We start from the raw sequence: 13,774 nt of genomic DNA on the forward strand, positions 1-13,774 counted from the left end.
AGATAGCTTCAATATATCAAAAGGTTGTCTTTAGTGCATCATTGTCTTGTGAGTTTGCGCCCTGGGTAATAAGCATCAAGATATCAGCATTCTTTGCCGCTGCTTGGCGTGCTTTAGGGGGTAATGTCTTCACGTAGTCCCGCCACTCCTTAGTCTTAGCGAGCTTTCTCTGTAATACTTGCATCTTGGTCTGGTTGGGAGTTGTTTTTTCAAACTCGTCAATCAGCGTCTGCATCTCGCTAGTATTGATGACATCGTTAATCAACTGGTCATTAGCGGCGCGGTATGTTTCGGCACGCTGCGGGTTTACCGAATCATCAAACTCAGCTCTAGACTGTCTATTGCTGAGTGCGTCTCTGATTTTTCGATGCACCACTTTACCCGCTAACCCTGCGCCTACAGCTATTGCTGCATTCCCACCTGATAACAGCCCTCCGGTCATGCCGACCGTTGCGCCAGCGATGTTTTCAGGGCTGTTCCAAGTCTCAAGGTTTGCCGCTGTGGTGGCTGTGCCCGATGGGTTGGGGTCTTGATGCTGCAAGATATTACGGCCAGCAACATAAGTGTCGATCTTGGTCGCTACGTCGTCACCAAAGATAGCAGCGGCCTTGTAATTTCCGTCATCGCCACGTTTGCGATACTGGGCCCATTCTTTGCTGATGGACTTTAGGCCAGCCTTGCCCAGTACAGACTCGGCTATCATAGCTTGTATCTCGGACTTGGCACGCGCTGCTTGTGACTTTATAGTGTCAGGCACATTTTCAAGCAGATTGTAAATGTGTCGGAACTGCGCGCCGTCTTTGGCGGCCAGTAGCTGCATGTTGCGACCGACCATTTCAGGCGATACCTTGCGGTTGATGCCGTCCATGTCCAGTAACTTGCCGATACCTTTTGGGTTCTCAAACATCTCTTTATACTGGCGGTAACGGTTGCGCGCTGTCAGATAGCCATTATCATCAAGCGTTCTAAACACTCCCATGTCAATACTTTCATTGATGCGACCGATCAAACCAGCGCTATCAGGTGACCATTGGCTATTAATGTACTGGCGTAAACCTTCGGCTTGTTTCGCCGTCATTGGGCGTATGCTGCCCTTATCACCAATCAGCTGCATCTCATTAAGATACGAGTTGATACCACGTCTTAATTGCTGATTTGACTTTTTACCCTGCCAGTTGCTATTTTTAGACAAGTCGCCTGCAAACTCATCAAGCAGTATCCCACCCACGCCACCAGTGATCTCATCGGCTTTCGCGTAGTCGGCGCGCACCTGCTCCTTATACCAATCTTTGTAGTTTTGCAGCGCATCAATAACAACCTGTCCACGGCTCTCAGGACTGGCATTGGGACGAGCACCGATATCAACTTCGATGATATCATTTGCATAACTGTTCATGGCTCGATACTCGCTATCGAGCTTGTCACGCATATCAATGCCAGCATCATTATCCATCTTAGACAGCGCTTTTTCTCGCTCCAGTTGGGTTATGTTGTTTGTGATAGCGCCTTTACGCACGCTCTCATCAGGGATACCAAGGCTTTTTAATACTTCGGCACGCAACCCCTGTATATTAACAGGTGCCCCCGATACGCTGGGCTTAGACGCATCGAGGTCAAGTAAAGGCTCAATACTGGCCGCAGTTACTGGCTGTCTCGGCGCGGCCTCGCTAATAACAACCTCTGGCGCTGGTGATGCTTGTGCGTTTGAGTAGTCAGGACGCGGGGTTGTATCAATGTTGTTGATACGCGCCGCATTTTGCGCTCCTTGTGCGTTTATATTATCAAGATTTGAGGCCATCGCCGATAAGTCGCCTGTGCTTCTTGACATCGCATTTTGATAGGCCTCAAGCGGTGTGATCTGACGCGGGACGGGCGGCGCTTCTGTAAGTCCTATTCTTGACCCATCAGCACGTCTATTGTCAGCTTCTCTTACTCTTGCGCGCACCTCTTCAGGTGTTAGCTTTGGGCGCGTTGTGGTTGATTCTGACGCTGCTGCGCCTTTGCGTTTTGCTCTCAGCGGCACCAAAAAACCAAGGCCACTGAGAGCTGTTTGCACACCCGCCCCTACAGCGGGGCTATCTGTTGCTTCATATGCGGCATCACCTGCGCTGACAATCGCATCATCAGCAATGCCCAGTACATCCATAAGAGCGCCGCCCGTTTGGGTACGCGGTGTTGCCAAAGATTTTAAGCCTTCGCTTACGCCTGTTTGCTCGTAATTGCTTACACCTTTGCCAAAACCGTCAATAACAGGTTGCCCTCGCATTGCTGCGCCAGCCATACCTCCAAGGCCTGACCAGCCTGTCATAGCCAGATCAGCCATGCCGCCAGCTACGCCTACCGCCGCATCAGCCGCGCCAACCACATTTGATACGCCGCCGTCATCTAACTGGTTGTCAATTATCTTATCGCCAGCAGCGCCTAATTTGTCGGCTGAGCGTCCTACAAGGCCTTTAGGTTTGGGTTTTTGTAGCTTAATACCCTTGGGCGCTCGCACAATGCCTGATTTTATATCAGCATCAAGCTGCGCTACTGACATATCATCCATTTCGCCATTGTTGTACGCCAGCGCAACTGACAGCGGCAACTCTTGCGCGCCGCTTGCACTTGTTTTGGGTTTGCTAGATGTGGTTAGGAGCTTGCCGCCCTTGGGCATCTGGACCACACCCGCATTAACATCCGCTTCGTATTGGGCCTTTTCAAAAGCGCTCATTTTGCCGCCTTTGTAGGCCTGATAAATCTTGATCTTCTGTGCATTGGTCATTGATTGTGTTGACATAGCGCCACCTTGACCGCCCATGAATTCACTAACATTCTGCCAAGACCGTGTAGGCTGGCTATACTCTTTGGGAGCGCTTGGCAAACTTGCCCATATTGGTCCCGCTTTTTGCACGCCTGTGCGCCAATCTCCATTTAAGACATGCTGGAGTGCGCCTGATTGAGCCAGCAGCGCCACCGCGCCGAGGTCTTGGTTTCTTGCGCCAAAATCACTTAGGCCGTATTTACGCGCCAATTTATCCCATGTTGGTCGCAAAAACTGATAGCGGCCTGCTGCACTGGTTTTATTGGTCTCGCCGTTTTTTTGCTTAAATGATTTTAGGTAGCGCGGATGGTCATTAAGGCTTGGCAAACGACCACCACCAAAAGCAGTGCGATAGCCGTTACCTTCCGTACCTTCCGTATGGGCAATTAAGTCCAGAAACTTACGCACATTTGGATTATTTATCGCCTGCTCTAACTGTTCGCGTGAGGCCATGTCATCACCTTATTAATTGGCATACTGCATATAGCTGCGCCCAGCGGATGTATTGGTTGGGTTTTGCTGGACATTGGAGACCAAATCTTGGTATTCGGTTTGAGCTACTTTTTCGAGCTTGATCAAAGAGTCGTAAATAATACCCAGCTGTTTGCGTATCGTCGTCTCACTACCTTTCAGATCAAGGTTTGCAATAGCTTGTTCAACCTTTGAGCCTTCCATATTGGACAGCGCGCCCATGCCCCGCAGCTTCTGCACGTTTGTTAAAAATTGCTGAGATTTCAGCGTCTCAAGATCACCCTCAAAGCGGCGCGTGTCTTCTCTGACCGATGGCAAGCGACCTTGTAGCGCGCCCACAGCTGATTGTAAGCCGCTCTTGTTGTTGAGTAGGCGCATTACCGTTGATTTCCCGCTGGTAATATCATCCATACGACCCTGAAACTCCGCCATGCGCACTTGGCTCTGTCGGTTTCTTTCAATCTGTTTTGCGGTCAAACCAGCCTCAAGCTGAGCTTTTTTGAATTGCAGGCCTTGAAGCTGTGCCTGCAACTGGCCGCGTCTGATATCATTCGCCTCGCTGCTTATTGCCAGTTTCATCTGTGCAATTTCATTATCAACTTGCTGTTGTGCTTGTGTGTCTGCACGAGCAATAGGGATGTCGTCGGCTTGCGTCTGCTTCAATGATGCCGTGGCCATATTTTGCGCCGCATCGGATTCCATCACCGCCTGTTCGTACGGCGTGAGCTGGGTTGTTCTGTCCGCTGACGCGTCATAATTCCCTGCTAGTGCAATATCTTTTTTAGCGCCTGCGTATGCTCCTGCGGTTTCAGCCGCCGCCTGATCTTGCTCATACGGAGCCATATCTTCGGCAAGACCTGCGCTTGAGTAATCTTTGTAATTCGAGCCTGAGTCTTTGGGACTGAGTAGCGCGTAATTCATCATCAGCGCTTTACGCGCTGCTTGTGGGTCACGGGTCATCCATTCGGCCATCATAGAGTATTCTTGCGCCTTGGCTTCATCACCCATGTCAGCGTAAGCATTGGCCTTGTCGCGTGTTGCCTGAATCGCAATATCAGGGCGGTCACTACCAAGCGCAGATATGGCGGTACTCATATCAAAAAGCATGGCTTGCTGCTCTTTGGCATTGATGTTGTTGTAATAGTCTTGTGCGCCCTTGGTGTATTCAGGGTATTGGGCTACCAGTTGGGCGATGGCGTTTTGATCATTCCAGTCCAAGGTTTCGAGCATATTCTGCGCGCGTAGTTTGCGCTGTTGCTCGGCTTGTGCTGCTTGCATCGCGTTGCGGTTTTGTCCCAGCACCTGTCCCTGTCCGTAAGCCTCAAGCAGGCCACCAAAGGGGTTTGGTGTGCCTTGTAAGTAACTTTGTGCCAGTTGCATATTAAAAACCTCCGCCCATAGCAGCTGCACCCATGCGTAAGCCTTGGTTTAGCAGTCCGCTGTAAATTTGTCCTTTTGCAAGCTGATAGCCTGCTTTTGCTTGGCCAATATCCTGATAACCTTGCGCCATGTTGTTACCAAACTGTATGGCTTGACCGCCAAGGCCAGCCGCCGCGCTTTGCCCATTAGCTGCGACGCCGCTCAGGTTTTGCAGTTGCTGCTGTACGTTGCCAAACAACATATTTGATCGGCTATTTGCCAAGGCTTGCTGTGTATTGCCACCACGCAAACCACCTGTTGCTGATGCGTTTTGCAGTAGCGCATTTTCCGCTTGTTGATACTGTGATTTAAAAAACGGTGAGTTTTCAATTTGCGCCACTGCTGCAAGCTGGGAATCATTGCCATTTAGTCCAAGCAGATTGTTTTGGCTTTGTAGTGCGCCCTCTCCCTGATCAACATACGGCTGCATAAGCTGCTGCATGATATCAAACTGGCGGCGCTGCTCTACCATACCTTGCTCGGTTGCTTGCTGCTGATCCTTGCTTGCTTGCTTGGCTGCATCTTTACCTGACAGGGTGTCAAAAGCATCTTTAACAAATCCCATGTTACACCTCGCAAAAATAAAGCCGCTCAAGCGGCTCAAAGTTGTTTTTAATTAAAAATCCATCAATCGGATGGCTGTCACGGCTTGATATATACCAGTAATCAACGCCCATAATCTTGAGCTGTGCGCGTATGCCGTCCACAAACTCGCTGCTGTGGCCTCGATATTCAGGCTTAACCCAAATCGCATCAGTGGAGGTGTCAACAATGGCTTGATTGCGTAGTGATGGGCTGACAAACAGCAGGGCCATGCCTTTGATAATTTCACCGTCAAACCACAAAAACGGCTTTAATACGCCCATCTCGTCAAGTTGGATGTAGCGCTCAATCGGTATATCGACCGTTTGCGGCTCAAGATGCAGCATATTCATCATCATTGATGTTATCTCGGCTTGATGGTCGGCGAATTTGACCTGCTGAATGCTCATAGCTACCCCGTGATTTCAACCACTGTCAGCATGACATTAAGGTCTTCACCTGTCATGGTCAGCGGCTCGCTGATTTTAAGCTGCTGGTTAAACAGCTCTGAGACAACCACGGTCGCACCCTCCGCAATTGAGCGTGAGACAAGCGCTAGGCCGTTATACTCAATGGTGTAGCTGATGGTTGCGGCTGTTGGATTGTGAATCGTTAGCGCTCGAATTTGCGCGTCTGACAGCGGTGTATAAAGCGTATTACTACCCGCTACCAGTGTCACCGCTGCGGCTTGCTTGTTGATAAATGTCATGCTTGTTATCCTTATACGGCTTGTAGGGCTTGTGGGCAGTCGCAGCCAGCGTTTACAGCCTGTAGCGTGTCTTGACCATCTATTGACACCGATACCGCTTGCAAGGCTGTATTAGTCGCTATAGGCACGCTGACAGCCGCTAGGTAAGGCGCAAGGCTTTGGCGTATCTGATTTGCAATCATTGATGCTTGCTGCGCGTCCGCTGCTGCTGTCTCGATAATCTGCTGTATGTCTTTGGGTAGCAAGTCAAAGGCCGATAGCTGCAAACCCTCCATTGCTTTGACCGCTTGCAAATCGCCATTAAAGACGGTCATCAGTACATCACGCGGGATTTTTAGTTTTCTATCCACCATTACCAAAAGCCTCCACATCAACCTCGACCGCTGTAAATGATGCTAGCGAGTCATCACAGCCGCGAAACTTTAGCCCGACCATCTGACGAAACATGCCGATAGCGCGCAGCCAAATGATGCGCTTATCATACTGTCCACGCATGCCCTGACGGTGCAGACGCTCATTGCTCCATGTCAGGCCGTTTCTTGTCCACGATAAAAACACCTGCGGATCTTTATCGTTATTGACTCGACCAGTTAGCCCGACCAGCTCAACCGACTTGATTTGTCCAGCCATACCGCCGTTATATAAAAACGTCGTATTGATTTGCCACGCTACAGCCTCGCCGTAGTGACTTGATAGCTTGCTTGATAGCGCGCCTATGCGCCCATCTATGCGGTCGCCTACAATCCAGCGGTTGTAACACCACACATGGTTAATGGCTCTATACGCACCCTTGCCGTCCACTGATGATGATAATTCAAACCAAACAGGCTGCTGCATGACTTGGCTTGCTGCAAAGTCGTACACCATTGTCTTGTCAGGTAGATGCAGATATAAATGCTGGTGCATGTCCTGCGTCTTGGCTTCAAGCACAATCTTTGATAGTTCAACATCGCTATACTCGGACAAGATGATTTCAATCTCACGAGTGGCAATCGGTGTCAGGCCGCCATTTGCGCCAAGGTACACGCTGCATGGCTCGTTTTTACCACTACCCACCATAGCAAAAGACTGTACAAACAGACACTTTGCATGGGTGCCGATTAAGCCTTTTGGCATCATTGCGCCATCGACACGCGCGAAAGCAAAGCCGTCACCGCCTGTATTGTCAAACACCTCAATGGTATAGCGGTTGAGCACGCACAGCTCATTACGCACCTTGAGCAAGCCGACAATGGCGTCAGGGTCGGCCTCACTACTGCCATATTTAAGCGGATTTATCTGCGTTGGGTCGTTCAGCTCGGTTTGTACGATAAACTCGCCGTCTGTGGTCATGATATAGCCATCAATCCACTCGACATCAACGGCCTTGCCAAGGTTGGGGCTATCGACCTGCGTCAGCTCGCCATCTTTGAGATAATAAAGATTGTCGCCTGTAGCAATTGCCAGCCTGTCAAATGAGTACGTCAGGCGGCATTGTTTACTGCCAGCTATATCGCCGATCTCAGTGCATACGCCTTGACTGTCCAATGTGTAGAGTTTTTGGCCAATTACACGGTAGCAGACGCCATCCCAGTTGATGCCGCCACGGTCGATGCCGTCTCTATCCATACCGCAAAACAGCTCGATACCGTCAGCTTTGCGTAAGTAGCCATTAGCCACGCCGTTTTGCTTTGGCACAGGTACAAGGTTAAGTGGGTAGCTGGTGCGATAGTCGGCGGTATTGTCTGTGTAAATTCCGTTAACAATAGGTATTTGCATCACCAATACACCCTATTTCCCGCGCCAATAACCCACGCTTCGTTACGCTCAAGTTTTGGCGTCTTGGCGTAGCGCGTCAATAGCTTGTTATAAGCCTCGTCCGCTTGCATGAGCAGCAAAGGAGGCGGCGTCTTGCCAAACAGATTGCAGATGCGCAAGGCTAGCTTATGAGCAATGCCACTGACCGCATCGCGCTTAATGCCTGAGTCATCACCCAAATAACTGTTTGTCACGTCATTAGCAACCAGATAGCCAAAATCACAGTTGTCTGTTTGCATCTCTGCCATCATGTCATCAAGCGTCTGTAAAATATCCTGCTCGTCTTCTGGACTGTCGTCCAATGCAAACCCCGACATAGATAAGAGTTTGAAAGCACGGTCCACTATGTCGCGTTTGGTAATCATGGCTTACTCGCTGTCAGTTGATTCGCTATCTTTGGCGTGCTGCACCAATGTGTCTTTGCTGTCACGCTCGTTAAACTCATACTCACGCTGCGTCAGTAACACCTTGAGTTCATCACGGGTCATTTCATCGTAAGACACTTTGTCATCACCGTTGACGTCTTTGGCTTCTTCGTAAATGGCAAGTTTACTTTCAAGCTCGGCAATGCGCGCAATCTTTTCATCAATCACGCTGGTCGCTTCTTTAAGCTCGGATTCCAGCTCAGCAATGCGGCCTTTGCTTGCCGTATCACCAACCACGGCTTGCATGGCGCTGTTTTGGCGTTCAAGCTTTAGTCCATCAATAACGTCTTGCGGGGTTTTCGACCAGCCGTCAGCCTTGGCGGATTCAACCGCTTCTTTGTCTGTCGTGTCGATGGCGCGGACGCGTAGCTTATATCCCCACACGTTTTCGATATTGCCGCCTACTGCGCCCTTACGAGCATAAATCATCATATTTGACATTGTTTAATCCTTATTTGATTAGTTCCCAATCTTCCGCCAATACGTCTGTTTGACTTGCTAACCATGGCACAACGTTACCTTGCGCTGTTTTCATAGCAATGTAAGCGCCATAAGGCACAAGGTCGTTTTCAAACTCACCTTTCAGCGTCTCCAACGTGTTACGACTAGCTGGATAAGAGTTAGCAGGTACAAAATACAAAAACATACCCTTGCCGTTCCAACCTTTACGCGCCACTTTTCTACCGCGTTTCAATAAGTGAATAGCGGTACCGAAATCACAATAATCATCAGACATTATTTATCTCTCTTTGTTGGTTGGTTAAATTCATCGCAACATACACCGACCTGAGCCAGTGCATGTAACTATAAATCTAGGCTACTGCTGGAATATCTAAAAATGCCAGCGGGTTTGCTTTGCGGTAAGTCACAACCGCATGGCGAGTGGCTTGATACTCAGTATCGCCTACACCCTCCGCTTTTTCGGTTGTGCCTGAAACCGTAACACTTGCGCGATACAGGCCAGTAATACCGTCTTGCGTAATTACTGGCGCACTAAAAGTGGGTACTGCCATCATTTACTCCTTATGCTTGGTTGAATAACTGGATCCCAGCCATTTCTGGATTAAGAAGCGCCGTACCAAACGAAATATCCCAGCGATACTTGGTTGATAGGTTGTTAATCTCACCTTGGCGCGTGTAGTACAGCGTCAGACCGTTGCTCAATGATGCTTGCATGGTCGTCCAGCCGTCTTTAGGGTCAATAGCCAGCTTGGACGGTAGCAGCTCAAGAGCGCCTTTGTTGAACGCTGTGTTGGCATACGCTGCGTTGTTGTTTAGCATCGTGATAGCTGCACCGTTGGCAGGTGTTGCTGATACATTGGCGTAAGCTACTTCTGATTGCGTGGCATTGACGTGGCTGCCGTCTACAATGGCGGGTACGATACGGATCGACGTAGGCGTTACGGCTTCAACCACACGGAACGTTTTAAGTTCGCCAGTTGAGTCTTTGCTTTCGTGATGCAGCGCGTAAACACCAGCAATCGTAAAGGCATCACCAACCGCAAACGCACCACCAGTTGCCGCAACGGTAAGCAGCATAGATCGGTTATCCACGTTGTTCTCATCACCTGATGCAGGGTCTGTCTTGGTGGCTACTGGAATATGGCGCTGATCTGCGGCTGCAACGGTTGCACCTGTAGCGGTAGCGGCTGGCAACATGATAGCATTCGGGTCGCTGTGCACCGTAAAGCCTGCAATTTCGTTGATATAGGCCTTTTCATACGCGGTCTGCGTCTTACCGTTTAATGTCTGACGACTTGCAAGGTCGCCTGCCATCTTGACGAAATCGCGTGACGAGTAGTTGGCCATGCGCTCATTGGTTGGGATGCCTAAGCTGTCAAACTTAGCCATCAAGGAGGAAACATCGTCAAAGCCTGACGCTGCGCCTGCGATGGTGTCAACAACCGAACCGTAGTAAACGGCTTGACGACGCAACGCCATATTCACATCACTGGCTAACTTTTTCTTAGCGGCATCACCGTAACGCTTCAGTGCGCGTGGGTCGCGTAGCTCCTTGCTGCTGATAGAACCAGGGGCAGAACGAACACGATCAACCTTAACAGGCACAGCCAGCTCGGTTTTTCCGCCAAAGTTACCAGTCTGATCCAAACCCTCATAGGTATCAGCTTGCATTGGCATTGGTCGCCAAATCGTGTCGTTGGAGCTTTCATTGTCAATCGGGTAGTTGCTTGCTTGTTCGGTGTAAACAAGGGCTTCTTCAAACCCTGCCAACACGTCATCAAACATGACCTGCTCTTCTTTCAAGAAGTTGTTAGTTGTAGCCATTGGCCTCACCTCAATTCATTAAGTTTATTTTTGATTGCGTTTGTACGCGTAAATCTTTGAACGGTCGCCAGTCTTGGCAGCTTCGGCTTCAAGCTTCGCCAATTGTGCGTCACCGCCACCCGCTGCACCCTCTAGGCTATGCGTTTTGGGCTTTGGTTTGTTTGGATTGCGTTTTGCGCCAGTTGCCATGTTATGCTCCAGTAATACAATTTCTCGGATAAACTCCGCCTCGTCTAAGCTTGACAGCTCGCCTAGCTTTTTAGGGGATTTGCCGAGCGCATACACTAGCTTGGCAGGGTCTTTAGTGAGCATTTTAAGATATGCTTGACGTTGTACAGGCATTGCATCGACGATAGACTGCTCAATATCGTCATAGTCGGGCGCTTTAGCTCGCAGCTTATCGACAGACGATTTGTAGTTGTCGTCATATCGCTGGTACTTCTGCTGCTCGGCTTGCACTTTGGCTTCATGTTGCTGCTTTTCTTGCACCCACTGGGCGTAGTCTTGTTCAAAAGCCTCGCTATCATAGTCGTGTGCATCAAGTGTTGGCTTCTCGCGTAATGCTTGTTGCTCAGGCTGCCCATGTTGCTTTTGCAGCTCAGCCAGTTGGCGTTTTAGCTCGCGGTTTTCTTTGCGCTGCTGCTTAACCCAGTCTGGGGCTGCTTGCCCTGCGTATGGGTCTTTATCGTCGTCATCATCAAAACTAAAATTCAGCGTCTCGCTGTCATCGTCATCTTGATTGTCGTCGGCAACATCATCCGCATCTTGTGCGCCAGCATCGTCATCGGTAGGCGCGTCATCGTCCATCTCGGTATCGATGTCTTTCCCTACGTCTTCTTGATGCTCGTCAACTTCGTCTCGCAATTCTTCTACACTCATTTTTGATATCTCCTCAGATTTATAGCATCTGGCGACTGTTGGTTGATTTTAGGCAATAAAAAAGCCGCCTACTTTGGCGACTTGTCTTTTTCGTGTTCTTTAGTCTTCTTGTCCATGTATTGCAGGAACTTTTCGGCAAGTAGTAGCAGGATTAATTTCATCTTCCGGCACCCCAGCATATCCAGCCACACAACAAACCTATGAAGACGCAGATCACTGCTATCAATACGTTTTCCATCACATACCCTCCATTGGCGGCATACCATCAGGCATACCTTCCATCATTTGTGCCATCTGCTGCATATCAGGTTCAGGCGGTGGTGTTACTTCTTGCTTGATTTGTTGCTCGTTCTGCTGCTGTGATTACTGCATAGTCTCAAGCATCATAAGCATTTGCTGCATAGACTGCTGCTGTGCTGCCTGTGATTGCTCAAACTGCTGCTGCATCTCATAGAGCGTCTTAGCTGTATCAGCGCGAGTCTCGTCAACCTCTGCAAGCGTTTTCTGGGTATCAGCTTTTGCTTTCTCTGCACCTGCAAGCGCCTTGGCTGCCTCGGCTTCAAAATATTGCGTCTGAGCGTCAGGAGGCTGGTTCTGCGCCGCCGCTTGGGCTGCTGCCATTTCCTCTTTTTCATCATCATCAGGCTGTACAATCCCCATGTTGATGAGCTGCTTACGCGCCCATGCACTCAAGTCGTGCATACCCTCGCCATCTTGATTCGCCAAGATAGTATTGAGTAGCGCCGCCTGTTGCTGCGGATCTTGTATCATCGGGATTAGATTTAGCAGACGCTTGGTTGTCTTGTCGCGCTGTGTTGCAAACGCTTCGCCGATATCAACCGTTACTTTGTACTTGCCGCCCTGCATATCATTGGCATACGTGAGCTGACCATCTTTGATAGTCGGCTTATTGATAACAACTGTGCTATCCGTGTCATCATGACCAACGCCAGACATCTCTCGGCTTTCCTCGTCATAGATGGTTTGAGCCATTGACAGCCAAATACGCCCAATGTGCGCCATTGTCTTACCAAAGTTGTCAAGATAGATGTACGCCTGAGCGTCAACCTTGTCTTGCACCATCTCGACCGCCTCAGTTGAGACGTTTGATACCAGCTGCTCACCGTTGGCTTGGTTGCCTGTCAGCTCGCTAATCACCGTTGCACTGGACTCAATGAGCGCCCCCATCGCTTGCGGTATTGTTGGCGACTTGGTGTAGGCTTGTGGGCCCACTCCGATAACGTTGCCGTTTGCGTCTTTGGTCGGGTTGATTGTCAGGTATGGTAAGCGCTCGACCTCTTTATTGGCCCATTTCTGCTCGTGCCCCTCAATCTGGGCAGGCGTAAAGATTGGGATTTCATCCTGTGGACGGCTAGCCAAGTCAATCAGCCCCGACATTTTGAGGTTAAAAGCTATCTGAGCATCACGAGACAGCCCAACATGGCCTTGTGTGACCTCTCGACCGCTGATATACATGCGCTTGCCGTAGAACGGCGCTACGGGCAAATACTCACCCGCAATCTGCCCTAGCTCCTCAACAATACCGCTGCCATCTAAGACATAGCCCATGACTTTTTTGCGATTGACCTTTTTGCTAAACTCAATCTCATAGCCTTGCGCTAAATAGTCAGCCATTTGCTGATCATAATCATCATCATCTTTATATAGCTTGACTGGCTCACCGCCTTGTGGGTGCGTCAGCTTGACCATCTCAACCTTGTCGGTGACCAACTCGTAATGCTCAGCCACACGCACGCTGTCACCATCACGCCATCCAAAGCGATAGCCTTGCAGACTGTCAAAGCTGGCAGCAGCCTTATGGTATTTATCCTCAAACTGCACTTTACTCATTGTGGTTACGATGGTTACGTGTTTTGCGTCTGCCTTGTCGTACCGACGTGCATTAGCTTCCCAATACACCATAGTATCAGCTTCAAAGATCGGCTTGATGCGTATGCGCTGCATGTCATCATCATCGCCGTCCTCATCATCGTAGCGAGCTTCGAGCAACACGGCACCAATACCGCCTGATATGCCCTCCATAAAGGCATTGCTGTACGCTTCATCGGCGTTACTATCGCGTTCATCGGCGCGGAATAGTTTTTGCAGATTGTCAGCTGTGTCAGCATCTGCGCGGTGGTTTTGCGGTCTAAACTCTACCGTGAAGCGGTTCTTTGCCCACTCAGTGTAGATACGGATAACGGATAGCTGTATCTTGTTAAACTCAAGCTTAGGCCGCCCCTCAAACTGACGACCAATATCGCCATCCCACTGCGCGCCCTGCACAAAACAAAAGCGGCGGTCGTCATAAGATTGCTGCTGATTGAGATACGACTGATCGTAGTCGTCATCAATGCGCTCAAGCAAGCGCTGATGTAAGTCTGTTTGCTTGCTCATAGTTTA

General features: G+C 49.8%; 14 protein-coding genes. All 14 read right to left on the reverse strand.

Going from position 1 to position 13,774, the window contains the following annotated elements:
• Positions 1–16: 16 nt before the first annotated feature.
• Positions 17–3,256, reverse strand: coding sequence for a glycoside hydrolase family 24 protein (locus ACFI32_RS07850; RefSeq protein WP_462625971.1), 3,240 nt, complete (start codon positions 3,254–3,256; stop codon positions 17–19).
• A gap of 12 nt (positions 3,257–3,268) precedes the next feature.
• Positions 3,269–4,654, reverse strand: coding sequence for a hypothetical protein (locus ACFI32_RS07855; RefSeq protein ID WP_462625972.1), 1,386 nt, complete (start codon positions 4,652–4,654; stop codon positions 3,269–3,271).
• Position 4,655: 1 nt separating this feature from the next.
• The gene (locus tag ACFI32_RS07860; RefSeq protein ID WP_462625973.1) at positions 4,656–5,258 is read right to left on the reverse strand and encodes a hypothetical protein; all 603 of its coding nucleotides are present in this window, start codon (positions 5,256–5,258) and stop codon (positions 4,656–4,658) included.
• Position 5,259: 1 nt separating this feature from the next.
• On the reverse strand, positions 5,260–5,685 hold the full coding sequence (locus tag ACFI32_RS07865; protein WP_462625974.1) for a hypothetical protein: 426 nt from the start codon (positions 5,683–5,685) through the stop codon (positions 5,260–5,262).
• 2 nt (positions 5,686–5,687) lie between these two features.
• Positions 5,688–5,984, reverse strand: a complete 297-nt coding sequence (locus tag ACFI32_RS07870) for a hypothetical protein (protein WP_462625975.1) — start codon at positions 5,982–5,984, stop codon at positions 5,688–5,690.
• An 11-nt stretch (positions 5,985–5,995) separates the two neighbouring features.
• Positions 5,996–6,337 carry a hypothetical protein gene (locus tag ACFI32_RS07875; protein WP_462625976.1) on the reverse strand — a complete coding sequence of 114 codons (342 nt, stop codon included), beginning with the start codon at positions 6,335–6,337 and terminating at the stop codon, positions 5,996–5,998.
• Positions 6,327–7,742, reverse strand: coding sequence for a packaged DNA stabilization protein (locus tag ACFI32_RS07880; protein ID WP_462625977.1), 1,416 nt, complete (start codon positions 7,740–7,742; stop codon positions 6,327–6,329). The genes ACFI32_RS07875 and ACFI32_RS07880 overlap by 11 nt, the downstream gene beginning before the upstream one ends.
• A complete protein-coding gene (locus tag ACFI32_RS07885) occupies positions 7,742–8,146 on the reverse strand; it encodes a packaged DNA stabilization gp4 family protein (protein WP_462625978.1) in 405 nt (134 codons plus the stop codon). The genes ACFI32_RS07880 and ACFI32_RS07885 overlap by 1 nt, the downstream gene beginning before the upstream one ends.
• Positions 8,147–8,149: 3 nt before the next feature.
• Positions 8,150–8,647, reverse strand: a complete 498-nt coding sequence (locus tag ACFI32_RS07890) for a hypothetical protein (RefSeq protein ID WP_462625979.1) — start codon at positions 8,645–8,647, stop codon at positions 8,150–8,152.
• A gap of 10 nt (positions 8,648–8,657) precedes the next feature.
• Positions 8,658–8,942, reverse strand: a complete 285-nt coding sequence (locus tag ACFI32_RS07895) for a DUF2829 domain-containing protein (RefSeq protein WP_462625980.1) — start codon at positions 8,940–8,942, stop codon at positions 8,658–8,660.
• 76 nt (positions 8,943–9,018) lie between these two features.
• Positions 9,019–9,219, reverse strand: a complete 201-nt coding sequence (locus ACFI32_RS07900) for a hypothetical protein (RefSeq protein ID WP_462625981.1) — start codon at positions 9,217–9,219, stop codon at positions 9,019–9,021.
• Between the two features lie 10 nt (positions 9,220–9,229).
• Complete coding sequence (locus ACFI32_RS07905) at positions 9,230–10,492, reverse strand: P22 phage major capsid protein family protein (RefSeq protein WP_462625982.1); 1,263 nt, start codon at positions 10,490–10,492, stop codon at positions 9,230–9,232.
• A 24-nt stretch (positions 10,493–10,516) separates the two neighbouring features.
• The gene (locus tag ACFI32_RS07910) at positions 10,517–11,371 is read right to left on the reverse strand and encodes a hypothetical protein (protein WP_462625983.1); all 855 of its coding nucleotides are present in this window, start codon (positions 11,369–11,371) and stop codon (positions 10,517–10,519) included.
• Between the two features lie 363 nt (positions 11,372–11,734).
• The gene (locus tag ACFI32_RS07915) at positions 11,735–13,768 is read right to left on the reverse strand and encodes a portal protein (RefSeq protein WP_462625985.1); all 2,034 of its coding nucleotides are present in this window, start codon (positions 13,766–13,768) and stop codon (positions 11,735–11,737) included.
• Positions 13,769–13,774 lie beyond the last annotated feature (6 nt).

It is taken from the genome of Psychrobacter sp. PSi21 (assembly GCF_054960615.1).

Bases quoted from the DNA above. Each gene is read 5' to 3' on its own strand.
- ACFI32_RS07855 (WP_462625972.1), bottom strand. From the start codon at position 4,654: ATGCAACTGGCACAAAGTTACTTACAAGGCACACCAAACCCCTTTGGT.
- ACFI32_RS07905 (WP_462625982.1), bottom strand. From the start codon at position 10,492: ATGGCTACAACTAACAACTTCTTGAAAGAAGAGCAGGTCATGTTTGAT.
- ACFI32_RS07910 (WP_462625983.1), bottom strand. From the start codon at position 11,371: ATGAGTGTAGAAGAATTGCGAGACGAAGTTGACGAGCATCAAGAAGAC.
- ACFI32_RS07915 (WP_462625985.1), bottom strand. From the start codon at position 13,768: ATGAGCAAGCAAACAGACTTACATCAGCGCTTGCTTGAGCGCATTGAT.
- ACFI32_RS07850 (WP_462625971.1), bottom strand. From the start codon at position 3,256: ATGGCCTCACGCGAACAGTTAGAGCAGGCGATAAATAATCCAAATGTG.
- ACFI32_RS07875 (WP_462625976.1), bottom strand. From the start codon at position 6,337: ATGGTGGATAGAAAACTAAAAATCCCGCGTGATGTACTGATGACCGTC.
- ACFI32_RS07860 (WP_462625973.1), bottom strand. From the start codon at position 5,258: ATGGGATTTGTTAAAGATGCTTTTGACACCCTGTCAGGTAAAGATGCA.
- ACFI32_RS07870 (WP_462625975.1), bottom strand. From the start codon at position 5,984: ATGACATTTATCAACAAGCAAGCCGCAGCGGTGACACTGGTAGCGGGT.
- ACFI32_RS07865 (WP_462625974.1), bottom strand. From the start codon at position 5,685: ATGAGCATTCAGCAGGTCAAATTCGCCGACCATCAAGCCGAGATAACA.
- ACFI32_RS07880 (WP_462625977.1), bottom strand. From the start codon at position 7,742: ATGCAAATACCTATTGTTAACGGAATTTACACAGACAATACCGCCGAC.
- ACFI32_RS07890 (WP_462625979.1), bottom strand. From the start codon at position 8,647: ATGTCAAATATGATGATTTATGCTCGTAAGGGCGCAGTAGGCGGCAAT.
- ACFI32_RS07895 (WP_462625980.1), bottom strand. From the start codon at position 8,942: ATGTCTGATGATTATTGTGATTTCGGTACCGCTATTCACTTATTGAAA.
- ACFI32_RS07885 (WP_462625978.1), bottom strand. From the start codon at position 8,146: ATGATTACCAAACGCGACATAGTGGACCGTGCTTTCAAACTCTTATCT.
- ACFI32_RS07900 (WP_462625981.1), bottom strand. From the start codon at position 9,219: ATGGCAGTACCCACTTTTAGTGCGCCAGTAATTACGCAAGACGGTATT.